Below are 23,257 nucleotides of genomic sequence, written 5' to 3'. Positions count from 1 at the left end.
CGCGAGCGGCCTCAGAGCTCGGTCGCGGCGACCTCGTGGCGCCGGGGCGGGTTCGCGCCCGCGCGGGACACGGTGATCGCGGCGACGCGGACGCACTGGCCGAGGACCGCCTCGACCGTGCGGTCGTCGATCGCGGCGAGGGCGCCGCGTCGGCCGGCACCGAGCAGGTCGGCGTGCCACAGGCCGTCGACGAGCGCGCCCATGAACGAGTCGCCCGCGCCGACCGTGTCGACGACGTCGACCCGCACGGGATCGACCCGGACCGTGCCCGCCGCGGTCACCGCGACCGCGCCGTCGCCGCCGAGCGTGACGACGACGAGCGACGTCCCGAGGCCGAGCCACGTCTGCGCGACCTCGACGGGGTCGACGTCCGGGAACAGCCAGGCGAGGTCCTCGTCCGACGCCTTCACGACGTCCGACTGGGCGATGAACGCCTCGACCACCGGGCGCACGACGTCGGGCTCGGGCAGCAGGGACGGGCGCATGTTCGGGTCGAACGTGATCGTCGACGTCGCGCGCGCCGCGCGGACGAGCTCGAGCACGCCCGCGGCCCCCGGCTCGAGGAACGTCGCGATGGAGCCCGTGTGCACGACGAGGGGCGCGGTCGTGCTCCCGTCGGCGCTGCTGGGGGTGGCCGGCGCCTCGGGTGCCGGCCACGTGATGTCGAACTCGTACGACGCCGAGCCGGTCGCGTCGAGCGTCGCGGTCGCGGTGGACGTGCGCTCGGCGTCGTCCGAGCCGGGGACGAGCTCGACCGACGACTCGTCGAGCCACGCCCGGACCTGCTCGCCGTACGCGTCACGCCCGAACGACGTGAGCAGCCGGACGGGGCGGCCGAGCCGGCCGAGCGTGAGCGCGACGTTCGCGGGGCTGCCGCCCGGGTGCGCGTCGACGGTCCCGTCCGGGCGGTTCACGACGTCGATGAGCGCCTCGCCGACGACGAGCGCACTCCCGGTCCGTGCTTCGCCGTCAGTGGTGCCGTCCGCGGTGGCGGGGGTGGTGGCGGGGATGATGCCGGTCACTGGTCCTCCTGGTCGGACGGCACGCCGGTGTCGTCAGGAACGTCGTGGCTCCCACGGTCTCCGTCCCGGGCGCTCGCGAGTCGTTCGCGGGCACCGTCGAGCCACTGCTGGCAGCGGGCCGCGAGGGCCTCGCCGCGTTCCCAGAGGGCGAGCGACTCCTCGAGGGTCGACGCGCCGGCCTCGAGCCGTGCGACGACGGCCACGAGCTCGTCGCGCGCGTCCTCGTAGCCGAGGGCGGCGACGTCGTCGACGTTCTCGGTCGTCTCGGTGCTGCCGACGCTGCTGCCGGTCTCGGGGGTGGAGCGGGGGGTCACGGTCGCGTTCCCTTCGTCCTGGTCGTGCGGTCCTTGCTCTTCGGGGTGGGTGGAGGCGCCGTGCCGGGCGCGGGAGCGGTCACGGTGGCCGTGAGCTCCCCGTCGGCCAACCGTAGTCGCAGCCGGTCGTCCACGGACACCTCGTCCGGCCGGCGGACGACGTGGCCGTCCGGGCCGTGGACGACGGCGTACCCGCGTGCGAGCGTCGCGGCGGGGGACAGTGCACGGACCTGCGCGGCGAGCCGGTCGACCTGCGCCGACGCCGCGGTGACCCGGTCACCGAACGCCCGCCGCGCCATGCGCAGGTGGTGGGCGACCAGCTCCTCGTGCCGGTCGATCATGGTCACCGGGTCGGCGAGGACGGGCCGCGAGCGGAAGGCGTCGAGCCCGGCCTGCTCCCGGTCGACGCGCGTCCGGACGGCGGACCTCAACCTCTCGCGGGCGAGCGCGACCCCGCGACGCTCCTCGCGGACGTCGGGCACGATCCGGCGCGCGGCGTCGGTCGGGGTGGACGCGCGGTAGTCGGCGACGAGGTCGAGCAGGGGGGCGTCCGTCTCGTGCCCGATGGCCGACACCAGGGGGGTGCTGCAGGCGGCCGCCGCCCGGACGAGGGTCTCGTTGCTGAACGGCAGGAGGTCCTCGACGGCCCCGCCGCCACGCGCCACGACGATGACGTCGACGTCCGGGCGGGCGTCGAGCTCGGCGATCGCGGCGCTGACCTGCGGCACCGCGGACGGACCCTGGACCGCGACCTCACGGATCTCGAAGCGGACCTGGGGCCACCGTTCGCGCGCGTTCACGACGACGTCGTGCTCGGCCTTGGACTCGCGCCCGCAGACGAGGCCGACCGTGCCCGGCAGGAACGGGAGCGGCTTCTTGCGGTCGTGGTCGAACAGTCCCTCGGCAGCGAGCACGCGACGCAGGTGCTCGATGCGGGCGAGCAGCTCGCCGAGCCCGACCGCGCGGATCTCCCGCGCCTGGAGCTGGAGGGTGCCGCGGCGGGGCCAGAAGCCCGGCCTCGCGTGGACGACGACGTGTGCTCCCGGAGCGACGTCGTCCCCGTGCCCCGCGAGGACGTGGGTGCTCATCGCGACCGTCAACGACATGTCGGCGTCCGTGTCGCGCAGCGTCATGAACTGCAGGCCGGCGCCCGGTCGGCGGTTGAGCTCGACGACCTGTCCCTCGACCCAGAGCGGCGACATACGGCTCACGTAGTCCTCGATCTTGGAGGACAGGAGCCGCACGGGCCACGGGTTCTCGGGGGTGGTGTCGAGGGCGCGCGCAGGGAGGTCGGGTGCGGGGGTGGGCGCGGGTGTGGAGGGCGGCGGCACGGCCCCACTGTGCCCGACGGCACCGACATGTCGCACCCGAGACCGGCGCACCGGGCGGCTCGACGTGACCGTGCGCACAGCGGGCGCCCGGGAGCCTCGGGCGTGCTCACCTAGAATCGGGGTGTGACCACCACCTCTCCCGTGCCCTTCGTGCCGACCGCCGTGCGCGTCCCGTCCGACGCCACCGTGGCCGGCGCCCGTGACACGACCGCCGCCCGCCGCGTCCTGCTCGCGGCGCCGCGCGGCTACTGCGCGGGCGTGGACCGGGCCGTCGTGGCGGTCGAGAAGGCGCTCGAGCACTACGGCGCGCCGGTGTACGTGCGCAAGGAGATCGTCCACAACAAGCACGTCGTCGCGACGCTGAGCGAGCGTGGCGCGGTGTTCGTCGACGAGACGGACGAGGTGCCCGAGGGTGCGCGCGTGGTCTTCTCGGCGCACGGGGTGTCCCCGGCGGTCCGCGAGGCGGCGGAGGCACGGAACCTCGACACGATCGACGCGACGTGCCCGCTCGTCACGAAGGTGCACCGCGAGGCGGTGCGGTTCGCGCGCGACGACTTCGACATCCTGCTCATCGGCCACACCGGGCACGAAGAGGTGGAAGGCACGGCGGGCGAGGCGCCGGAGCACATCCAGATCGTGAACTCGCCCGACGACGTCGACTCGGTGACGGTCCGCGACCCCGACAAGGTCATCTGGATCTCGCAGACGACCCTCTCGGTCGACGAGACGATGGAGACGGTGCGCCGGCTGCGCGACAAGTTCCCGACGCTGCAGGACCCGCCCAGCGACGACATCTGCTACGCGACCCAGAACCGTCAGGTGGCGGTGAAGAAGCTGGCGCCCGAGTGCGACCTGGTGATCGTGGTCGGGTCGGCGAACTCGTCGAACTCGGTGCGGCTCGTCGAGGTCGCGCTCGAGGCGGGCGCCCGCACGTCGTACCGCATCGACCGGGCGGCGGAGATCGACCCGGCGTGGCTGGACGGCGTCACGACCGTCGGCGTGTCCTCCGGCGCGTCTGTGCCGGAGATCCTCGTCGAGGACGTCCTCAGGTACCTCGCGGAGCGCGGCTACGGCGACGTGCAGGAGGTCCGCACCGCGACCGAGGACCTCATGTTCTCGCTGCCGCGCGAGCTGCGTGCCTCGCTCGAGGGGTCGGAGACAGCAGGGCGCCCCGAGCGCGGCGGACGTCGGAACCTGGGCATCCAGCCCGGCTGACCGCGGCCTGCCTGCAGGTCAGCCGGCAGCGCGCGCGGTCCCGTCGACGGGCTCGGGCTTGTCGTCGATGGCGACGACGTCGCCGGCCTCGGCGGGCAGGAGCTCGGCCTTGGTGATGGGGCGCACGGCCTCGTCGATGCCGTCGAGCTCGCCGATGACCTGGCTGCGGTCGATGACGTCGAGCTCGGCGAAGCGGCGCGCGGACGTCAGGACGTTGCGCTCGAGCGAGCCGATGAACTTGTTGTAGCTGTCGGTCGCGCTGGTCAGCGACTTGCCGACGCGCGTCACGTGCCCGGTCATGGTGACGAGCCGGCTGTGGAACTCGCGCCCGAGCTTGAGCACCTGCTGGGCGTTCTCGGCGAGCGCGTCCTGGCGCCACGAGTAGGCGACGGTCCGCAGCAGCGCCAGGAGCGTCATGGGGGTGGCGAGGATGACGTTGCGCTCGAGCGCGTACTGCATCAGAGCCGGGTCCTGCTCGAGCGCGGCCGACAGGAACGACTCGGCGGGCACGAACATCGCGACGAACTCGGGCGTGGGGGAGAACTGCTCCCAGTACTCCTTACGGTGCAGGTCGTCGACGTGCGTGCGCATGTGCCGGGCGTGCGCGGCGAGGCGCTCGGCACGGGTCGCGTCGTCCTCGGCGGCCTGCGCCTCGAGGAAGGCGGCGAGCGAGACCTTGGCGTCCACGACGACGCTCTTGCCGCCGGACAGCCGCACGACCATGTCGGGGCGCAGGGACCCGCCGGCGGCCTGGACCTGCTCCTCGAAGTCGACGCGGTCGAGCATGCCCGCCGACTCGACGAGCCGCTTGAGCTGCATCTCGCCCCACGCCCCGCGCACCTGGGACTTGCTCAGCGCGTTCTTGAGCTGCGAGGTCTCGTTGCGGAGCTTCTCGGCCTCGGTGCGCATCTCGACGACCTGGTGCTTGAGGTCGAGCGTGCCGGTGAGGCGCTGCTTCTCGGACTCCTCGACCTGCTGCTGGATCTTCTGCAGGCTCTCGGCGAGCGGCCCGACGAGCGCCTGCACGGCCTCCTGGCGGGCGGTCAGGTCGGCCTTGCCGGCGACCTGCGCCTTGCCGAGGTGCTCGGTGGCGAGGGCGAGGAACTGCTCGTTGTTCACCGACAGGACCTTGTTCGCGACCTCCTGGAACTGCTCGGCGAGCCGTGCCTGGTCGGCCTCGACCGCGGCGACCCGCTGCGCCGCCGCACGTTCGGCGAGGGCGACCTGCTCCTTCGCTCCCCGGTCGGCCTGGGCGACCCGCTCGTCGGCCTGACGCTGGAGGGCTGCGACCTGCTCGGCGGTCTGTCGCCGGTGGTCCTCGAGCTGGTGCAGGGCGGTGGTGCGGGAGCTCTCGAGCTGCTGGCGGCCCGACTCCTGGACGGCGCTCAGGGCCTCTTCGGCGCGCGCGGCGCGGATCTCGAGGTCGCGCGAGCGGCCGCCCTGGCGGACCTGCGCGAGCAGCAGACCGAGGACGAGACCGACGAGGAGGGCACCGGCGGCGAGCAGCACTGTCGTCATGGGTCACAGGGTGTCAGGCGCTACTGACACCCGTGTCATTCGCCACGCGCTGCCGCCCCGGGCACCGCGTCCGAGCGCGCCTCGAACAGGGCGCACGTGACGTCGTAGTAGGCGTCGCTGAGGCCGAGCGAGCGCATCCCGAGGCGACGGCACACGGCCTGCGACGCGACGTTGTCCGGGTGCGTGACCGCCACGACGCGGTCCAGCCCGGACGCGAACCCGGCGGCGAGCACCGCCGACGCGGCCTCCGTCGCGTACCCGTGGCCCCACGCGTCCGGGTGGAGGTGCCACCCGATCTCGACGTCGCCCGACGGCTGCGGAGGGTCCGCGGTGCCGGACGCGGGGATCGGCTTGAGCAGCACTGAGCCGAGCCGCTGCCCGTCGCTCGCTCGGGTCACGGCACGGATGCCCAGGGGCTGCTGGTAAGCCGTGTCGGACCAGCGCCTGGCGAGCGTGACAGCTTCGGCCCGGTCCTCCATGACGCGCGGCACGCGCCCGATGTACCGCTGCACGTCCCAGCGTGAGTACGTGTCGAAGAGGAAGTCGACGTCGGCGGGGTCGGAGGGGTCCCAGGGGCGCAGGACGAGGCGGGGGGTGAGCAGGCCGGACATGGCCCGACGGTACCCCTGCCGTCGACGAGCCGGGCCGGGCGGACGGCGGCGCCGGTGCGTGGTTCGCGCCTGTACCATCCGCCCGAAGGGCCGCAAAACGGGCGACCCTGTTCGCCGAGCAAGGGGACAAGATGAAGATTCGAACCGTAGCGATTCGCGCCGCCGCGGCGGCGGTGGGCTTCGCACTGGTGGCCGCTCCTGTCGCGGCGTCGGCCGTGACCGTCACGGGTGACCAGGGCAAGTCCTGGGGTGCGCGGAGCTCCGCGGCCACCCACCGGCTCTCGACGCTCAAGTCGGTCTCGTCGAAGGGGGTGCCTGTCAGCTCCGGCAGCAGCGCGGGTGGTCTGGGTGCGCTCACCTCGCCGTGCGCCTCGGCCTCCGTCGCCGCCGGGCCGGGGAGCGTGGCGGCCGCGACGACCCGTGTGTGCTACCGCCCGATCCCGAGCCAGTACTCGCTGGTCGGCAGCAGCAGCAACCCGACGAAGAGCGCGGTCGCGCTCTGGCAGCAGCAGAAGACCGGCTACTGGTGCGGTCCGACGTCGGTCGCGATCGCGTCCAAGTACTTCCACACGAACAAGACGCAGGCCGAGGTCGCGGCGAAGATCAAGACGACGACGGCCGGGAGCGACCGCCTCCAGGTGCGCAACGGGATGCGGTGGGTCGCCGGGTCCCGCGGTTCCCAGTACGAGGCGATCTCCGCTCCGAGCGCGACGGAGCTCAAGGCCATCATCCGGGCGGACATCGGTGGCTACCACATCCCGGTCGTGATCAACACGCACGAGGTCAAGACGCACTACAACAACCACCCGAACCGCGACATCGGGCACTTCGTCATCGCGGTCGGGTACCGCAACGGCGGGAGCACCGTGACGATCGTCGACCCCGCGGCCGGCCTGGCCGGTGGGTACGAGAAGTCGGCGAAGACGTTCGACATCTCGGTGTCGGACCTGTCCCTGCGGGCCGACGACCGCGGCGTCGTCGGCTGACGCGACGGGCCGGTGGGGCAGGCTCGCCTGTGCCCACCGGCCCGGACGCCCCCGTAGACTTGGCTCCCGTGGCACTCACCATCGGGATCGTCGGCCTCCCCAACGTCGGCAAGTCCACCCTCTTCAACGCCCTGACGCGCAACCAGGTTCTCGCGGCGAACTACCCGTTCGCGACGATCGAGCCCAACGTCGGCGTCGTCCCGCTCCCGGACCCGCGGCTGGACAAGCTCGCCGAGGTGTTCACGAGCGAGCGCACGCTCCCGGCGACGGTGTCGTTCGTCGACATCGCGGGGATCGTCAAGGGCGCGAGCGAGGGCGAGGGGCTCGGCAACAAGTTCCTCGCGAACATCCGCGAGGCCGACGCCATCTGTCAGGTGACCCGCGTGTTCTCCGACCCGGACGTCGTCCGCGTCGAGGGCTCGTCGGACGCCGAGGGCGACATGGAGACGATCTCCACCGAGCTGATCCTTGCGGACCTCCAGACCCTCGAGAAGGCGTTGCCGCGTCTCGAGAAGGAGGTCAAGATCAAGAAGGGCGACGCCAAGCTCTACGAGGCGGCGAAGACCGCGCAGGCGATCCTCGAGGAGGGCACGACGCTCTACCAGGGCGCGGCCGGCGCCAAGCTCGACCTCGCAGATGTCGCGAGCCTGCAGCTCATGACCGCGAAGCCGTTCATCTTCGTCTTCAACACGGACGAGGACGGGCTGGCCGACACCGCGATGCAGGACCGCCTCCGCACGCTCGTCGCCCCCGCGGACGCCGTGTTCCTCGACGCGAAGTTCGAGTCCGAGCTCGTCGAGCTCGAGCCCGAGGACGCCGCCGAGATGCTCGCCGACTCCGGCCAGACCGAGCCCGGTCTCGCGCAGCTCGCCCGCGTGGGCTTCCACACCCTCGGCCTGCAGACGTACCTCACCGCGGGCCCCAAGGAGGCACGCGCCTGGACGATCAAGCGTGGGTGGACGGCGCCGCAGGCAGCGGGCGTCATCCACACCGACTTCGAGCGCGGGTTCATCAAGGCGGAGATCGTGTCGTTCGACGAGCTCGTCGAGGCGGGCTCCGTCGCGAACGCCCGGTCGGCGGGCAAGGCGCGCATCGAGGGCAAGGACTACGTGATGCAGGACGGCGACGTCGTGGAGTTCCGCTTCAACGTGTAAGCCGGCGCGTCGGCGCAGGCCCTAGGAGTTCTCTCGTCGTAGTCCGCGCACGGTCCGACAAGGCCTCAGCCATGAGCGTTGGTGGAGCCACGGCTACCGGCACGCGGAAAGCGTTCGGCACCGAGGTTCCGCATCGGCGAGACTGCGGACATGGAAACGGTCACGCTCTGGCGCCCCACAGGTCCCCACGAGCTCGCCCTGGTCGAGGCTTCGGGCTGGCGTGCATGGCCCCCAAGGCTTTCCGATCAACCGATCTTCTACCCGGTCCTGAATGAGGACTACACCGTCCGGATCGCCCGCGACTGGAACGTCAAGGCGAGCGGCGTCGGGTACGTGACGCGTTTCGAGGTCGACAAGGTGTTTCTCGACCAGTACCACGTCCAGCAAGCAGGTGGCCAGACGATCCTCGAGTACTGGATCCCTGCAGAGGAACTCGAGGAGTTCAACCGGCACATCGTCGGTCCGATCGAGGTCGTTCGCGAGTTCCGATGACGACGGTCAGCGTCACGCCCGCGCTTGTCCACGAAGTGGTCGATTTGCGTCAGCACCACAGCGGCCGGTCATGACGTCGTTTCGAGAGGGTCGGTATGTCCTGCCCGATCCCGAGCTGCGGGCGTACGACCATGGCGTGGGGACGCTACACGTGGGTGGCATCCTGATGGGCCACCTCGCGAGCGTCGTCGGTGAGATCACGTTCCCGGGGCGGTCTCCGTGGCCCTGGTTCGTCATCGTCTGGGCTGACGGGACGAAGGAGCCCGCGTTCGAGGACTACGGCCCCGCCTGGTACACGGTGCGAGAGCTCGATGCCGGTCATCTCGACCACCACGGCCCGAGCGTTCTCCTGGAGGAGCGCCGTGGCGTCTTCGGTGGGGTGAGTCAGCGGTGGGGCCCCGGCCCGCCGGTCGTGTTCGACTTCGCCTGGCTTCCTCGGGACGAGGCGGCGTCGATGTGGCAGGTCCTCGGCCTGAGGGACGCCGATTTCTGATGCCGATTTCTGGTGGAAGGAACACCAGCATCGCCGTGAAGCTGCCAGCTCCGGGGTACCCCGTGGACGTGCATAATTGCCGCACGATCCCCAAGACGGACAGGTGAAGACGAGTGAAGCTGGCTGAAGCGCTCGCGCAGCGGGCGGCCGCAGTGCGGCGGGTGGAGCAGCTGCGGGCGCGTGTCGTCGGCAGCGCCCGGTTCCAGGAGGGCGAGGAACCGGCCGAGAACGCGGCCGAGGTCCTGGCCCAGGCCGGTGAGGTGCTGGACGAGCTGGAGCGGTTGATCCGTCAGATCAACCGGACCAACTCCACCGTGGTGATCGACGGCGGTGGCACGCTGACCGACGCCCTCGCCCGCCGGGACGTCCTGCGGCTGCGCCACTCGGTGGTCACCGCGGCCGCCGACGCCGCGTCGGGGCGCGACCAGCGCGGAGCGGTCAGGCAGCTGCGGTCCGAGCTGCGGGTCCTCTCCGCCCTCCCGGTCGCCGAGCTCCGCGCCGAGGCGGATGCCCTCTCGAAGGAGATCCGCGAGGTGGACACCCTGATCCAGCGGACCAACTGGGAGATCGACCTGATCGAGGACTGACCCCACGAGCTGGGTGTGGGAAGCAGGTAGTCGTCACGGAGGCGTGCACACACCGAGGGCCGGCGGTCTTCCGGCTCCCTGGCGCGTGAAGAGCAACGCATGGGGTTCGATTCCCCGTCGACAGTGCAGCTCAGCACGGCGCACAGGTGACAGGGCACACCGCACAGCTCACCACCACGTGCAGATCCGGACGACGAGGGCGGGAACGGGGCGCCCCACACCCGGGGCGAGGGCCGTGCGTATCGACACGGCCGTCGCCTCTGTTCCACCGCGGAGACGCGCAGCGCCTGAAGGTTTCGCGGGCGGTTGCCGCGCGAGCCGTGATGTCGGAAGGACAGGTGCCCGTGGCACGGAACAGACGCAGGCCCGATGACCGGTGCTTCGTCCAGGTCGGCGAGTACCCGAGCATGGGCGTCGGGGTGACGTCGGGCCGTGCGTGGGTGGGCGTCGACCAGCAGGTCGGGCACGGTCCACGGACGTCCACGGACGCTCCGTCGCGCACGAGCGCGAACAGGTCGTCCTGGTTCTGCGCGACGAGGAAGTAGTTGATCGACCAGATGACCTCCTGCCCGACGACGGACCCGACCATCAGCCGGTCGGTGGTCGCTCGCAGCGTCCCGCCGGAGCCGGTGCTCGCGCTGGCCGACGCCCGTCGGATCACCCCGGTGCCGGCAGACGCCGTGCGCGCCGTGCTCGACAGGCCGCCGGCAGACAAGGCGGCGAGCGCCTTCGACGGGTTGCTCTTCGCTGCCGCCGTCGCCCGGGGTATCAGTCCGTGAGATCCGTGGAAGCGTTCCTCGATCACGGCGCAGGTTGGCCACCACGCCGTCGCAGGCGATCGAGCCAGCCCGGCGGTCGCGCCACGGTGGTTGCTGCCGGCGGGGATGGCTCGAGCCCGTCGAATCGTGTGACGGATCGACCTGCGAGAAAGTCTCGCGCGGCCTGGCGGGTGACCGTGTCGAGGGAGCAGAGGTCTTCGCCCGAGTACTCCCAGTCGTCGTAGACGTCGTCGAGCTCCACGAACGGCTGCAGGTCTTCCTCGCCGTCATGACCGATCGTCTGGTGCGCCCAGGTCGAGAGCTCACGGAGCGTGATCGTGCGGTCCAGGAAGAGACCAAGATGTGCTTCGAGTCCGGCACGGTCGGCACCTCGTCCGAGGAGGTCTGCTGCTCCCACCTGATCGAGGACGGTTGTGAGAACGGGGTCGACGTCGTAGAAAGACGCGCACGGCGACATGCCGGCGAGCTCGCCGAGCGCACTCGCGTCGTATCCCAGGACCAGGAGGTCGGTGGCCGCGTCGACGACATGGCTCGCCCTGCCGGGGGTGGCGCGCCATAGCCCGACGGGGTCCCTGAAGGACTCACGTGCGACCGCCGACGTGCCGGTGGTTCGGTCGGTCGGCGTCACGAAGTTCCACGGGATGCCGACCGCGGGAGGTCCGTCGAGGGCGACGTGGATCTGGCCGAGCAGGTGGAGCAGCTGCCCGGCGTCGTGTCGTCGAGCCCAGCGGAGGCTCGCTTGCAGACCGACGCGATCGACCGGAGCAGGACTCGAGGCGTGCGCGAGGGCACGCGCGACGTCGACAGCGCGCTGGGCCTCCGGGTCGTCCACGAAGCCCGGCGGCAGACGCTCCCGGAGCCACCACCTCAGCACGTGGATCGCACCCTCCCGCTCGTCGCCGTGCCACCGACGAGGTGAGCGCGGCGTGACGTCGTCGGGTCGCGGCGCCCTCGACCCTCGCCGCTTGAGGCGTCGCCTCAGAACCGCGTAGCGCTGGTCGACGTCGAGGTACGCGCTGCGCTCGCGGTCGAGCAGGTCGAGAGCCGGGACGAGGAACCGCACGTCCTCTCGTGAGGTGCCGAGCTTCGCCTCGAGGTAGTCCCACGAGGGCTGGAAGCCGACCGGGTGCACGCGTTCCAGGCAGCGGGTGAGCGCACGAAGCCGCTGGCCGTGGGTCAGGCTCTCGTCACGAACACGCTGTGCCTCGCCCCGGAATCCCATGGCGTGAACCTACCGGGACGCCCTGACGGTCAGGTGGCACGCAGGAGGCGGTTCAACTCCGCGACGCGGTGGATCGTGATGCCTTCGACACCTGGAGCGCGGGTGTGGACGTTGGTGGCGAGGTGAGTGGTGGACGGGTAGGGAGACAGCTCGTTGCAGAGCCAGCCGAACATCGGGGGCAGCGACTCGCGTCCGGGGTCGTACCACCGGTCGGCCAACGTCCTCATGTTCTGCTCGCTCAGCGACACCCAGACGGACCAGGCGAAGGCGCCTGTCGCCGCGTCGCGCACGGGGATCGGCAGCTCACCTCGGACGACGTAGGAGGTCGTGTCGTCGATCGTGATGACGCACGTGTCGCGGTTGATCCCTCCACGGTTCCGTTCTTCGTCGGTCGCGGATGCCCATGGATCCGGTGCTGGAGGGCCGAAGACCGTGGTGAGGCCCTGGTGCTCTTCTCCGCATGTCACGCAGCGCTGCGCCGGGGGCGCCGTTCGCCTCATGAGGCAGATCATCGCCGATGCCGGCGAGCCGTCGAGCTCGCGGGCGCTCGGTTCCCGGGAGGACCGTCGGGAACAATGGGTTCCATGACCTCCGCCGACGAGTACACGACCGTGGCCGGTCGCGTCGAGACGGAGATCGAGATCGAGCGGTCCCGGTTCCTCTGCGTGCTCGACCGGTCCGCCTCGGAGGACGCGGCCCGCGCCGTCGTCGCCGAGGCACGGGCCGCGCACCCGCGCGCTCGACACCACTGCAGCGCGTTCCGGATCGGCCCGCGCGGCGAGACGGCCCGGTCGAACGACGACGGGGAGCCGAGTGGCACCGCCGGGCTCCCGATGCTCGAGGCGCTGCGCGGCGAGGGGCTGACGGACGTCGTCGCGGTCGTCACCCGGTACTTCGGCGGGGTGCTGCTGGGCACCGGGGGGCTCGTGCGGGCGTACACGGCGGCGGTCCAGGAGTCCGCGGCAGCGGCCCGGCGTGTGGTCCGCGCGCCCCGGACGCGGCTGCACGTCGACGTCGGCTGGGATCGCGGGCCCGGCCTCGAGGCGGAGCTGCGGCGCACCGGCCTGGTGCCGGTGCACGTCGAGTACGGCGAGGCCCTGCGCATCGATCTCGCAGTGGCTCCGGGCGACGTCGGCGCGACCGTCGACCGCGTGGCGGAGCTGTCGTCCGGGGCCGCGGGTGTCGACGTCGGGTGCACCGCGTACGTCGACCTGCCCGGCTGAGACGACTCGTGGATGGGGCGCCTGGCGAGCCCGCAGACGGTAGCGTGGCCAGGTCGCAGGAGGTAGCGCAGGAGACCGGGGGACCAGGCATGTCGTACGTCGTCGACTTCGAGAACGTCTCCACCGTCGGCCTCGAGTCCTCACCGGTCGCGGACGCGCTCGCGGGACTCCGCGCCAACGAGGCCCGGTACTTCAAGAACAAGTACGACCACGTCTTCACGGTCGACCCGGCGTCCGAGGCCGGTGAGGCGGTCGCCTACGTCGAGCGCGTGCTGCGCGAGGAGCGCGGCCTGAGCATCGCGTCGCCGCCGCTCGAGGCCACGTCGTTCGAGGTCGACGGCATCCGGTGGACCCATGTCTTCTACGCGTCAGGGCTCGCGATCAACGTGCTGTACACGCTCGCGGCGGGGGGCAAGCGGGCCGTGGGGTTCAAGCTCTCGGACGGCATGGAGGTCCCCGACGAGCTCGGGGCCTTCAAGTTCGCGCGCCAGCGGTCCAAGCTCGCCGGCACGATCCGGGGCTCCTACTTCGTCGTCAAGGGCGAGCACTGATCTCCGGGACGGACGGCGGCTCGCGGTAGCAGGCCGCGCGCCCCGCGGCCGTGCGTGCCACGCTTGCGCGATGACGGACCGTGCGCTCCGGGCGACCGAACCGTTCGACGGCGCGAGCCGGTCCCGGCGATGACGGCGCCGGTCGTCCCCACGCCGCCTCGGAGCCGGCTGACGCGGTTCGTGCCGCTCACCGCGCAGCTGCGCACCTACCGCCGCGAGTGGCTGGGGCGGGACCTGGTGGCGGGCGTCGTGGTGGGCGCGCTGATCATCCCCAAGAACTTGGGATACGCCGGTGTGGCCGGCGTGCCGCTCGAGCGGGGGCTCTACGCGGCCGCGGTGGGCGCGATCGTCTACGCCGTGCTGGGCACCTGTCGGCAGATCTCGACGGGCCCGAGCTCGGGGATCGCCGCGGTCGCGGGCGGCGCCGTCCTGGCCACGGGCGTGACGGGACCGGACGTGGCGACGCTCGTCGCAGGCATCACGCTCGTGTCCGGGCTGATGTTCCTCGCCCTGGCGGTGTTCCGCCTCGGCTGGCTCTCGCAGTTCCTGTCCCGCGCCGTGGTGACGGGGTTCCTGTTCGGCGCGGCGATCGACGTCGTCGTCGGGGAGCTGCCGAAGCTGACGGGGACGGACGCCGAGGGCAAGACGTCGTTCCGGGAGCTGTGGTCGTGGCTGACGGGTCTCGGCGACGCCCACACGGCGACCGTGGTCGTGGGCGTGGTGTCCCTCGTCGTGGTGTTCGGTCTGCACCGCGCCGCCCCGCGTGTGCCGAACGCGCTCGTGCTCGTCGTGGGAGGTCTCCTCGCGTCGGCGCTGCTCGACCTGGGCGACCGGGGGGTCGCGCTCGTCGGCGACATCCCGAGCGGGCTCCCGTCGCTCGAGGTCCCCGACCTCGGACTCCTCACGGACCACGCGGGCAGCGTGCTGCTCGCGGCGTTCGCCCTGGTCATGATCGGCTTCTCGCAGACGGCCGGCGACGCCCGCGCGTTCGCTGCGAAGCACCGGTACGACGTCGACATCGACCAGGAGTCGGTCGCCCAGGCGGGGGCGAACGTCGGGGCCGGGCTGCTGCAGGGCATGCCGGTCTCGACGAGCCTGTCGGCGAGCTCGCTCAACGACCGGGCGGGAGCGCGCACGGGCGTCGCGTCGCTCACGTCGGGGGCGGTGGTCCTGCTCGCCCTGCTGGTGCTGGCGCCGCTCTTCTCGTCCCTGCCGAAGCCGGTCCTCGCGGCGCTCATCATCGAGGCGGTCGTCATGGGGATGATGGACGTCCCGGAGATGCGCCGCCTGCGTCGCGTCTCCCGGGTGGACTTCTGGGTGGCGGTCGCCGCCCTGGTCGCGACGCTCGTCGTGGGGGTCCTCGCCGGGGTGGTCGTCGGGATCGTGCTGTCGCTGCTGTGGCTGGTCCACGTCGTGACGCACCCGCGGGTGACGACGTTGGGGCGCGAGCGCGGGACGCAGGTCTTCCGTGACCTGGACGAGCACCCGGGCGACGAGACGGTGGCCGGCGTCGTGGTCCTGCGCCTGGACGGCGGGCTGTTCTTCGCGACGGCGGACGGCGTGGCCGACCGGGTGCGCCGCGCGTCGGGCGAGGCCGGGGTCCGCGCAGTCGTGCTGTACCTGGCGAGCGTGACGTTCGCGGACTCGCAGGGGACCGCCGCCCTGTCGGACGTGGTCCGCACCGCGACGGAGGCGGGGGTGGACGTCCGGCTGGCCGGGGTGCGGCCCGCGGTCCGTCGCGTCCTCGAACGGGACGGCCTCGTCGCCGCCCTCGGCAAGGACCACCTGCACGGCAACGTGCACCGCGCCCTCGCCGCGCTCGCGGGGCCGTCGCCGGACGACGACCCCGCGGTGCGCGTCACAGGGTCGTGACGAGCCCACCGTCGATCCGGACGTCGCTCCCCGTGATGTTCGCGGCCCGGTCGCTCGCCAGGAACAGCACGAGGTCGGCGACCTCGCGGGGGTCGGTGAACCGTCCGGTCGCCGCCTGCTCCTCCTGCTTGCGGACGACGTCGCCCGGGTCCGTCCCGTCCGACCCGCCGACCGTCGCCGCGACGCCACCGGAGCCGAGCCACAGGTCGGTCCGCACGGGCCCGGGGCTGATCGTGTTGACGCGGATCCCCGGGCCGAGCTCCTTCGAGAGCGACTTGCAGAGGTTCGTCAGCGCGCCCTTCGCGGCGGAGTAGTCGACGACCCCGGGGTCCGGGAGGTACGCGTTGACGGACCCGACGGTGACGATGCTCGCCCCCGGCCGGTCGGTCATGTGGGGGACCGCGGCCCGCATCGTCCGCACCGCGGCGAGGAAGTTGATGGTGAGCGACCACTCCCAGTCGTCGTCGGTGAGCGCGACGAACCCATCGAGCCTCGGCCGGACCGCGCCGACGTTGTTGACGAGCACATCGATCCCGCCGAACCGCTCGACGGCGGCCTCGACGAGCGCCGCCGGTCCGTCGGGCGTCGTGAGGTCGACGGGCACGGTGTGCACGTCGGCGGTCCGCGTGAGCTCGTCGAGCTCGGGCGTGCTGCTGCGGGACCCCGCGACCACCATCGCGCCCTCCGCCGCGAGGGCACGCACGATCGCGAGCCCGATGCCCTTGCTGGCCCCGGTGACGACGGCGGTCCGCCCACCCAGTCTCAGGTCCATGGCCATCGCCCCCGTCACAGTCCCTGCTCGCCGAGCCACGCGAGGCTCGCGTCGGCGACGTCGCCCCAGCCGTGGTCGATGGTCAGCGAGTGGGCACGGTCGGGAAAGTCGAGGAAGTCGGTCGTGGCGTCGCTGTGGCGGTACTGCTTGAGGGTCGCCCGCGTGACGACCTCGGGGACGGTGTTGTCCTGGCCGCCGGCGATCAGCAGCAGGGGGCCGCGGCCCGCGTTGGCGGTGTCGACCTTGGCGGCGGAGTGCGGGTTGAAGTTCGCGGCCGCGGCCTCGAAGAGCGGCTTGCCGGGCGCCGGGATCGCCCATCGTTCGAAGAGCGCGTCCGACTCCTCCTCGGGGATCGCGCTGCCGAACGCGAACCGGAACTGCTCGGCGGTCAGGGACACGGCGCGGTGCCGGTTCGCCGGGTTCTTGAACACGGGCAGGGTGGCCTTGAGCGCCGACAAGGGGAGGGGGAGGACGCCCTTGATCTGCGCCGCGTCGATCGCGACCGCCGCGACGGCCAGGTCCTCGCCGAGCAGGCGCTGCGCGATCATGCCGCCGAACGAGTGCCCGACGAGGATCGGGCGGACCGGGAGGTCGCGGATCACCCTCGCATAGTGCTCGACGACGTCGTCGATGCCGTGGTCGGCGATGTCGTCGGCGTGCTCGCGCGACGCTCCGACGGTGTCGTGGTCGCCCGGCCACCCGGGCGCGGACGCCTCGTACCCTGCGGCGGCGAAACGTTCGACCCAGGCGTCCCACGACGTCGCGTGGAGCCAGAGGCCGTGGATGAACAGGACGGGGGCGTGCGAGGCGGTCATCGGTCTTCCTCCGGGGCGTGGCGTCTGGGCGACTGGTATACCGATCGTTCTACCTACCGTGGCCTACACTAGGGCCACACCCCCAGCCCGGCAACGCCTGCGCCGGGTGACATCGAGGAGCAGCGCCACGACCGACGAACCTGCAGCAGCCGACGTCGCCTCGGAGACGTCCGTCGACCCGCGGGCGTCCGCGCCCGACCGCCCGTCCGCGGCCCGCGAACGCATCCTGCGCACCGCCGACCGGCTCTTCTACGACGAGGGCATCCACGCCGTCGGCATCCAGCGCGTCGTCGCGGAGGCGGGAGTCACGCGTGTGACGCTCTACCGGCACTTCCCGTCGAAGGACGACCTCGTCGCCGCCTACCTCGACCGTCGTGCCGAGCACGACCACGCCCAGGTCGACGCCATCGTCGAGGCGTACAGGGACGACCCGCGCGGCGCCCTGACCGAGCTCGCCGCCGTCCTCACACGCGACGACTTCGCCGGCACGAGCCGAGGCTGCCCGTTCATCAACGCGTCGGCGGAGTTCACCGGGTCGCACGCCGCGCGGGTCAAGGCGGGGGAGATCCGGGAGTGGGTCACCGGCCGCCTCGAAGAGCTGCTGCGACAGGTGGACCACCGCGACCCGCGCGCCGCCGCGCAACAGCTCATGATGCTGCGCACCGGTGCAGTCGTGTCCGGCGCGCTCGACGCGAACGGGCGCCTCGGCGAGGACTTCCTCGCGTCCTGGGACCTGCTGGTCGACGCGGGCCTGCCGCCCGCCCGACAGGACGACGACGTCCCAGACTCCGGATCGTGATGTCTTCGGGCAACGATCTGTGCAAGGGTCCCGGTCCGACGACCGGTCCGCGCCGCCGACGCGCCCGTCGTCGATCCCGTCCTCCTGACCCACCCGGGAGCTCTTCCGTGCCCACGACCGTCCGTCTCAGCAGCAGCACGCCCACGTCGCGAGTGGTGTCGATCGCCCTCCTCGCGGTGGGGCTGGTCGTGGCGGTCATCGGGACGATCTTCGTCGTGACGTCCCAGAAGGACTACTCGGCCTACACGGCACGCGCCACGGCGACCATCACGGACGTCCGCGTCACCACCAACGGCTCGGGGACGCAGCGCACCACCCAGCGGAACTACTGGGTGGACTTCGACGTCGACGGACGTGCCCTCACCCACCGCCCGCTCCAGGGGGTCACGTCGGGCAACCTCCACCAGGGCGCCTCGGTCGAGCTCGCCTTCCCACCGGGCCATCCCGAGAAGGCCGTGACGGTCACGACGACGGACCCCACGACCGAGCGGATCTTCCTGCTCATCGGGTCGGGCCTCCTCGTGCTGGCCACCGGGCTGCTCACGACGGCGCTCGTCGTGACCGTCCGGCGGCGCTCGCTGGCGGCGCGGCGCGCCTCGGCGAAGGCCGACCTCCCCGCGCCCGCACCGGCACCGACGGCGACACCGACAGCGGCGGCCGTGGACCCCGCCCTGCTGCCCGTGCCGTGGCCGTGGGAGCAGGTCGTCGCGCACCTGGCCCGGGCGGGTGCGGACGCGCCGTTCGCCGTGACGCCGCTGCCGGACGGCGGCGTCGACGTGACGTACGACGTCGCGGACGCCCGCTGGTTCACGCTGCTGCGCGCGCACGGTCTGACGGAGACGCTCGTGTGTCGTCTCGAGCCGAAGCACCCGGGCAGGTACGCCCGGCGGGACACGCTCCACGAGGTCGAGTGGGGCGCCGGCGTGGGTGCGCTGAGCGCGTCGGGCCGCGTGGTGCAGGGACGGGTGTGGTCCGCGCAGCGACGCGTCGACATCGGGGTGGGGTCGGACGGTACGGTCGGCCGCCAGGTGGACGTGACGTTCTCCTCGCGCGACGTGCCGCGCTGGGTCGACTCCGTGCTCGCCGGCTCGGGCTGGTCGAGCGCCCTCGACGCGAACGCCACGGGCGGCCTGATCGCGGCGGGGATCGGTCTCGGTGTCGCGTTCCTCGCGGTCGTCCTCGCGCTGGTGATCACGCTCGCGTCCCACTGAGGGACCGGGAGGGCTCGGGCGGGTTCGGCGTCAGGTCGCCGTCGGAACGTCGCGTGCCTCCCGCATCGTGAGCGCTGCCGCGACGAGGAAGCACCCGGCCCCGAGGAACGTCCCGCCGTTCGCCCACCCGACGGCGAGGGTCGCGCCGTCCGGGAGCACGTAGGCGCCGACGGCCGACACGGCGAAGAACACCGAGCCCCACAGGTTGAGCGCGGTGATGTGCCAGTCGCGGTGCCCGGGCCGCCACGAGAGCCACCGGTGCCCGGCCTCCGCGAACGCGACGTACGACGCGACGAGGAAGCACACCGAGCCGAGGGCGTCGGGACGCCACACCCAGCGCGCGGCGGCGTCGACGGGCAGGTCGAGCAGCGCCGCGAACGTCGTCACGTTGAAGCAGAGGGTCCCGACGAGCTGGACCGCGGTCGCCCAGAAGCCCATGACGCGGGGCTCCCAGCCGAGCAGCCTGTGCCCCTCGGGACGGATCACCTGCCAGTACGACAGGTACGCGGCCGTCGTGAAGAAGAGCGAGCCGACGAAGAACGTCACGCCGGTCGCGGTGACGCCGACGAGCCGGGCGTACCCCGGCGTGGGACCGACCACGAAGCACGCCGAGCCGACGACGAACAGCAGCCCGATCCACCACGTCAGGCCGCGTCCGCCGCCCTGGCCGCGGCGCCGCTCGCGGACGCCCCACTCGACGTGCTCGCCGTCCGCCGTGACGAACGTGCAGCGTGTGACGAACGGGCGCGGCCCGTGCCAGCGGACGTCCGTCGCGTCGGGGGGCACGACACCGCGCAGCACGAGCGGCAGGTGGCGGGTCACCTCGGGGCTCAGCGGCCGGAGCTCGCGCGCTCAGCAGCTGTCGCGCTCAGTGCGCGAACGAGCTCGTGTGCGACGGGTCGGGCGGGAGGGGGTGCGCGAGGTCCTCGAAGTACTCGGTCGCGCGGCGCAGGTCGTCGAGCAGCATGTCGGCGAGGTCGCGCCCGAACCCGTTCCGGACGACGACGCGCAGCCCGGCGACGTCGTCGAGCGGCGCGGGGAGCGTGTACGCGGGGACCTGCCAGCCGCGCTCGCGCAGCTTCGCCGACACGTCGAAGACGGTGTAGTTGGTGACGTCGGCGCGGAGCCGGAAGAAGAACACGGGCAGCGCGGACCCGTCCGACAGCAGCTCGTACGGCCCCGTCGCCGCGACCTCGTCGGCGAGGTACCGGGCGTTGTCCCGGCACGCCTGCTGGATCTCGCGGTACCCCTCGAACCCGAGGCGCAGGAAGTTGTAGTACTGGCCCACGACCTGCGAGCCCGGGCGCGAGAAGTTCAGGGCGAACGTCGGCATGTCGCCGCCCAGGTAGTTGACGTGGAAGACGAGGTCTTCCGGCAGGTCCTCGGGGGTGCGCCACAGGATCCACCCGACGCCCGGGTACACCAGGCCGTACTTGTGCCCGGACGCGTTGATCGAGCGGACGCGCGGCACGCGGAAGTCCCACTCGAGGTCGGGGTCGATGAACGGGGCGACGAAGCCGCCGGACGCCGCGTCGACGTGCACGGGGATGTCCGGGCCCCCGGACGCGGCGAGCTCGTCGAGCGCCGCCGCGATCTCCTGCACGGGCTCGTACGAGCCGTCGTACGTCGACCCGAGGATCGCGACGACGCCGATCGTGTTCTCGTCGACGAGCTTGAGCGTCTGCTCGGCGTCGAGGTCGAGCCGCCCCTCCTCGACCGGCGCGTACCGCGGCTCGACGTCCCAGTACCGGCAGAACTTCTCCCACACGACCTGCACGGTGCAGCTCATCACGAGGTTGGGCCGGTCGACGGGCTTGCCGGCGGCCTCCTGCCGCTGCCGCCACCGCCACTTGAGCGCGAGGCCTCCGAGCATCACGGCCTCGCTGGACCCCGTCGTCGAGGTCCCGGTCGCGGTCTCGTGGCCGGGCGAGTGCCACAGGTTCGACAGGATCGTGACGCAGCGACCCTCGATGGCGGCCGTCTGCGGGTACTCGTCCTTGTCGATCATGTTCTTGTCGAGCGTCTCCGCGAAGAGACGGTCCGCGTGCTCGTCCATGAACGTCGTGACGAACGTCGCGAGGTTCTGGCGGGCGTTGCCGTCGAGCATGAGCTCGTCGTGGATCAGCCGGTACACGACGTGCGGGTCGCGGCCGAGGTGCGGCAGCTCGTCCTTCGCGGTCGGGCTCGTCTCGCCGGGGCGGCTGAACACGGGGGAGACGAGCAGGCGCTCGATCTCGTCGAGGTCGGACCGGTGCAGGGCCATGGTCCGACTGTAGGTCGGGCCGCTCGAACGAGCGCGCCGTGGCGGAACCGGCTCGGCTTCCGGTTGTGCTCCCGGCAGCCTTTGGCATCGTGGGAGAGGGTCGGCACGGCTGCCGACAGCACCGTGCGGCGACGCTTGAGCCCGGGAGGCCCCGTGCAGGACGCGCAAGGAACCGCAGGCGAGGACGGGTCCGCCCCCGATCCGCACGCCGACGTCACGCCCGCACCGGCACCGGCACCGGCTCAGGACGAGGGCCTGACCCCGAACGCACGCCGCCGCATCTTCTGGCCAGCGGCGGCGGTGATCCTGCTGTTCGTGGTGGTCACGCTGGTGTTCACGGACGCGGTGAGCGATGCCATGGCGACGCTGCAGCGCGACGTGTCGGCGTGGTTCGGCTGGTACTACATCCTTCTCGTGGCCGTGTTCGTGGTCTTCGCGATCTGGATGGGCGTGAGCCGGTACGGCGACATCGTGCTGGGCCGGGACGACGACGAGCCGGAGTTCTCCGCGCCGGTCTGGTTCGCGATGCTGTTCGCGACGGGCATGGGCATCGGGCTCGTGTACTGGGGGGTCGCGGAGCCGCTCAGCCTGTACATCCACCCGGAGCCGGGGGTCGAGGGCAGCGACGCGACGCTCGCGAAGTACGCGATCGCGCAGAGCTACCTGCACTGGGGCATCCACGCGTGGGCGATCTACGTGGTCGTGGGGCTCGCGCTGACGTACGCGATCCACCGCAAGGGCCGGCCGGTATCCATCCGGTGGGCGCTCGAGCCGCTGCTGGGCGACCGGGTCAAGGGTCGGACCGGCGACGTCATCGACATCGTCGCGATCGTCGGGACGGTCTTCGGCGTCGCGACCTCCCTCGGATTCGGGGTGCTGCAGATCGGCGCCGGCCTGGACTACACGGGCGTCGCGCACAACAGCACCGGGCTGCAGATGGTCCTCATCGCATTCATCACGGGCATCGCGACGCTGTCGGTCGCGTCGGGGCTCGGCAAGGGCATCAAGTGGCTGTCGAACGGCAACATGGGGGCCGCGGCGATCCTCATGATCGTCGTGCTGATCCTCGGCCCGACACTCTTCCTGCTGCAGAACTTCGTCCAGTCCATCGGGTACTACCTGTCGAACGTGCTGCGCCTGACGTTCGACACGACGGCGTTCCAGGGCGAGGCGGGGGCCCAGTGGCAGGCGTCGTGGACGACGTTCTACTGGGGCTGGTGGATCTCGTGGGCGCCGTTCGTGGGCGTGTTCATCGCGCGCATCTCCAAGGGACGCACGGTCCGCGAGTTCGTCGCCGGCACGCTGCTCGTCCCGACCGTCGTGACGCTCCTGTGGTTCGCCGTGTTCGGGGGCAGCGCCCTGCACCGCCAGATCTTCTCGGGCGACCCGATCGTGGGCTCCGACGGGGTCGTCGACACCGACACGGCGCTGTTCGACGTCGTCGGCAAGCTTCCGGCCGGGTCCGTGTGGGTGGGCATGGCGATCCTGCTGGTCGCGACCTTCTTCGTGACGTCGTCCGACTCCGGGTCGCTCGTCGTCGACATGCTGGCGTCCGGCGGGGAGCCCGACCCGCCGCTGTGGAGCAGGGTCTTCTGGGCGATCCTGCAGGGCCTCGTCGCCGCCGCGCTGCTCCTCGCGGGCGGTCTGTCCGCGCTCCAGACCGCGGCGATCCTCATCGCCCTGCCCTTCTCGATCATCATGATCGGGATGCTCGTCGCGACCGTGCGCGCCTTCCGCGACGAGCACGCGGCCATCGTCCGGCTCGAGCGCGACCTGGTCCGGGAGCGGCTCGCCACCCACGTCACCGAGCGGGTCGCCGCCCAGATGGACCGCCGCTGGAACGAGTACTTCGGGGTCGGCGCCGCCATCGCGGCGCCGACGCGCTCGCGCAGGGTGCGGGGCCGCGCTCGGGGCGTCAAGCCGTCCGACACCGCGGGAGAGCCGCCGTCCGACGGCTGACACCCCGGTCGTGACGTCCGACCGGACCGCGAGACGACGGCGATTTCCCCACGACGTCCGCCGACCCC

At 72.0% G+C, this 23,257-nt stretch carries 24 protein-coding genes; 13 read left to right on the top strand and 11 right to left on the bottom strand.

What is annotated here, in order from left to right:
- Positions 1–11 precede the first annotated feature (11 nt).
- Genes CLV34_RS02525 through xseA form a run of 3 tightly spaced genes read right to left on the bottom strand, consistent with a single transcriptional unit; the run spans position 12 to position 2,667 of the window.
- On the bottom strand, positions 12–1,022 hold the full coding sequence (locus tag CLV34_RS02525; protein ID WP_342747192.1) for a carbohydrate kinase family protein: 1,011 nt from the start codon (positions 1,020–1,022) through the stop codon (positions 12–14).
- Positions 1,019–1,336 carry an exodeoxyribonuclease VII small subunit gene (locus CLV34_RS02520; protein ID WP_100348657.1) on the bottom strand — a complete coding sequence of 106 codons (318 nt, stop codon included), beginning with the start codon at positions 1,334–1,336 and terminating at the stop codon, positions 1,019–1,021. The genes CLV34_RS02525 and CLV34_RS02520 overlap by 4 nt, the downstream gene beginning before the upstream one ends.
- On the bottom strand, positions 1,333–2,667 hold the full coding sequence (xseA, locus tag CLV34_RS02515) for an exodeoxyribonuclease VII large subunit (protein ID WP_211289326.1): 1,335 nt from the start codon (positions 2,665–2,667) through the stop codon (positions 1,333–1,335). Before xseA ends, CLV34_RS02520 begins: the two co-directional genes overlap by 4 nt.
- A 162-nt stretch (positions 2,668–2,829) precedes the next feature.
- Between xseA and CLV34_RS02510 the strand changes: the two genes are divergently transcribed.
- Positions 2,830–3,882 carry a 4-hydroxy-3-methylbut-2-enyl diphosphate reductase gene (locus tag CLV34_RS02510; protein WP_245858995.1) on the top strand — a complete coding sequence of 351 codons (1,053 nt, stop codon included), beginning with the start codon at positions 2,830–2,832 and terminating at the stop codon, positions 3,880–3,882.
- 18 nt (positions 3,883–3,900) lie between these two features.
- Here the strand turns inward: CLV34_RS02510 and CLV34_RS02505 are convergent, their stop codons facing one another.
- Both CLV34_RS02505 and CLV34_RS02500 read right to left on the bottom strand, forming a co-directional pair.
- Positions 3,901–5,400 carry a DNA recombination protein RmuC gene (locus tag CLV34_RS02505; protein WP_100348655.1) on the bottom strand — a complete coding sequence of 500 codons (1,500 nt, stop codon included), beginning with the start codon at positions 5,398–5,400 and terminating at the stop codon, positions 3,901–3,903.
- Between the two features lie 35 nt (positions 5,401–5,435).
- On the bottom strand, positions 5,436–6,011 hold the full coding sequence (locus tag CLV34_RS02500; RefSeq protein WP_100348654.1) for a GNAT family N-acetyltransferase: 576 nt from the start codon (positions 6,009–6,011) through the stop codon (positions 5,436–5,438).
- 131 nt (positions 6,012–6,142) lie between these two features.
- Between CLV34_RS02500 and CLV34_RS02495 the strand changes: the two genes are divergently transcribed.
- From CLV34_RS02495 to CLV34_RS02465, 6 genes are all read left to right on the top strand, one after another.
- Positions 6,143–6,997 carry a C39 family peptidase gene (locus CLV34_RS02495; RefSeq protein ID WP_100348653.1) on the top strand — a complete coding sequence of 285 codons (855 nt, stop codon included), beginning with the start codon at positions 6,143–6,145 and terminating at the stop codon, positions 6,995–6,997.
- A 68-nt stretch (positions 6,998–7,065) separates the two neighbouring features.
- Positions 7,066–8,151: a redox-regulated ATPase YchF gene (gene ychF / locus CLV34_RS02490; RefSeq protein WP_100348652.1), complete on the top strand. Its 1,086-nt coding sequence runs from the start codon at positions 7,066–7,068 to the stop codon at positions 8,149–8,151.
- A gap of 150 nt (positions 8,152–8,301) precedes the next feature.
- Complete coding sequence (locus CLV34_RS02485) at positions 8,302–8,643, top strand: hypothetical protein (RefSeq protein WP_100348651.1); 342 nt, start codon at positions 8,302–8,304, stop codon at positions 8,641–8,643.
- A gap of 136 nt (positions 8,644–8,779) precedes the next feature.
- Positions 8,780–9,136: a hypothetical protein gene (locus CLV34_RS02480; RefSeq protein ID WP_157803668.1), complete on the top strand. Its 357-nt coding sequence runs from the start codon at positions 8,780–8,782 to the stop codon at positions 9,134–9,136.
- A gap of 113 nt (positions 9,137–9,249) precedes the next feature.
- Positions 9,250–9,723 carry a DIP1984 family protein gene (locus CLV34_RS02475; RefSeq protein WP_100348649.1) on the top strand — a complete coding sequence of 158 codons (474 nt, stop codon included), beginning with the start codon at positions 9,250–9,252 and terminating at the stop codon, positions 9,721–9,723.
- 545 nt (positions 9,724–10,268) lie between these two features.
- Positions 10,269–10,502, top strand: a complete 234-nt coding sequence (locus CLV34_RS02465; protein WP_100348647.1) for a hypothetical protein — start codon at positions 10,269–10,271, stop codon at positions 10,500–10,502.
- A gap of 22 nt (positions 10,503–10,524) precedes the next feature.
- On the opposite strand, the gene CLV34_RS16255 is transcribed toward CLV34_RS02465, so the two are convergent.
- Positions 10,525–11,130: a hypothetical protein gene (locus CLV34_RS16255; protein ID WP_157803667.1), complete on the bottom strand. Its 606-nt coding sequence runs from the start codon at positions 11,128–11,130 to the stop codon at positions 10,525–10,527.
- Between the two features lie 623 nt (positions 11,131–11,753).
- On the bottom strand, positions 11,754–12,224 hold the full coding sequence (locus CLV34_RS02455) for a DUF2199 domain-containing protein (RefSeq protein ID WP_245858917.1): 471 nt from the start codon (positions 12,222–12,224) through the stop codon (positions 11,754–11,756).
- Between the two features lie 84 nt (positions 12,225–12,308).
- Between CLV34_RS02455 and CLV34_RS02450 the strand changes: the two genes are divergently transcribed.
- The 3 genes from CLV34_RS02450 (at position 12,309) to CLV34_RS02440 (ending at position 15,370) form a co-directional block, all read left to right on the top strand.
- Entirely contained in the window at positions 12,309–12,947 is a 639-nt protein-coding gene (locus tag CLV34_RS02450; protein WP_100348644.1) for an IMPACT family protein, read from the top strand.
- Positions 12,948–13,036: 89 nt separating this feature from the next.
- A complete protein-coding gene (locus CLV34_RS02445; RefSeq protein WP_100348643.1) occupies positions 13,037–13,498 on the top strand; it encodes a phage tail protein in 462 nt (153 codons plus the stop codon).
- Between the two features lie 129 nt (positions 13,499–13,627).
- A complete protein-coding gene (locus CLV34_RS02440; protein WP_100348642.1) occupies positions 13,628–15,370 on the top strand; it encodes a SulP family inorganic anion transporter in 1,743 nt (580 codons plus the stop codon).
- On the opposite strand, the gene CLV34_RS02435 is transcribed toward CLV34_RS02440, so the two are convergent.
- Both CLV34_RS02435 and CLV34_RS02430 read right to left on the bottom strand, forming a co-directional pair.
- Positions 15,357–16,142, bottom strand: coding sequence for an SDR family NAD(P)-dependent oxidoreductase (locus tag CLV34_RS02435; protein WP_100349165.1), 786 nt, complete (start codon positions 16,140–16,142; stop codon positions 15,357–15,359). The genes CLV34_RS02440 and CLV34_RS02435 overlap by 14 nt on opposite strands.
- A gap of 14 nt (positions 16,143–16,156) precedes the next feature.
- Positions 16,157–16,957 carry an alpha/beta hydrolase gene (locus CLV34_RS02430; protein WP_100348641.1) on the bottom strand — a complete coding sequence of 267 codons (801 nt, stop codon included), beginning with the start codon at positions 16,955–16,957 and terminating at the stop codon, positions 16,157–16,159.
- A 106-nt stretch (positions 16,958–17,063) separates the two neighbouring features.
- Between CLV34_RS02430 and CLV34_RS16250 the strand changes: the two genes are divergently transcribed.
- Complete coding sequence (locus CLV34_RS16250) at positions 17,064–17,756, top strand: TetR/AcrR family transcriptional regulator (protein ID WP_157803665.1); 693 nt, start codon at positions 17,064–17,066, stop codon at positions 17,754–17,756.
- A gap of 107 nt (positions 17,757–17,863) precedes the next feature.
- Positions 17,864–18,967, top strand: a complete 1,104-nt coding sequence (locus tag CLV34_RS02420; RefSeq protein WP_157803664.1) for a DUF3592 domain-containing protein — start codon at positions 17,864–17,866, stop codon at positions 18,965–18,967.
- A gap of 30 nt (positions 18,968–18,997) precedes the next feature.
- On the opposite strand, the gene CLV34_RS02415 is transcribed toward CLV34_RS02420, so the two are convergent.
- Both CLV34_RS02415 and gad read right to left on the bottom strand, forming a co-directional pair.
- Complete coding sequence (locus tag CLV34_RS02415; RefSeq protein ID WP_211289325.1) at positions 18,998–19,789, bottom strand: YrhK family protein; 792 nt, start codon at positions 19,787–19,789, stop codon at positions 18,998–19,000.
- A gap of 46 nt (positions 19,790–19,835) precedes the next feature.
- Complete coding sequence (gene gad / locus CLV34_RS02410) at positions 19,836–21,230, bottom strand: glutamate decarboxylase (protein WP_100348639.1); 1,395 nt, start codon at positions 21,228–21,230, stop codon at positions 19,836–19,838.
- Positions 21,231–21,383: 153 nt separating this feature from the next.
- On the opposite strand from gad, the gene CLV34_RS02405 reads away from it, so the two are divergent.
- Positions 21,384–23,189, top strand: coding sequence for a BCCT family transporter (locus CLV34_RS02405; protein WP_245858916.1), 1,806 nt, complete (start codon positions 21,384–21,386; stop codon positions 23,187–23,189).
- Positions 23,190–23,257 lie beyond the last annotated feature (68 nt).

The organism is Luteimicrobium subarcticum, assembly GCF_002798015.1.
Classification (GTDB): Bacteria; Actinomycetota; Actinomycetes; order Actinomycetales; family Cellulomonadaceae; genus Luteimicrobium; species Luteimicrobium subarcticum.
The sequence above is the reverse complement of the archived record's forward strand: the minus strand, read 5'-3'. Positions and strand labels throughout refer to the sequence as shown.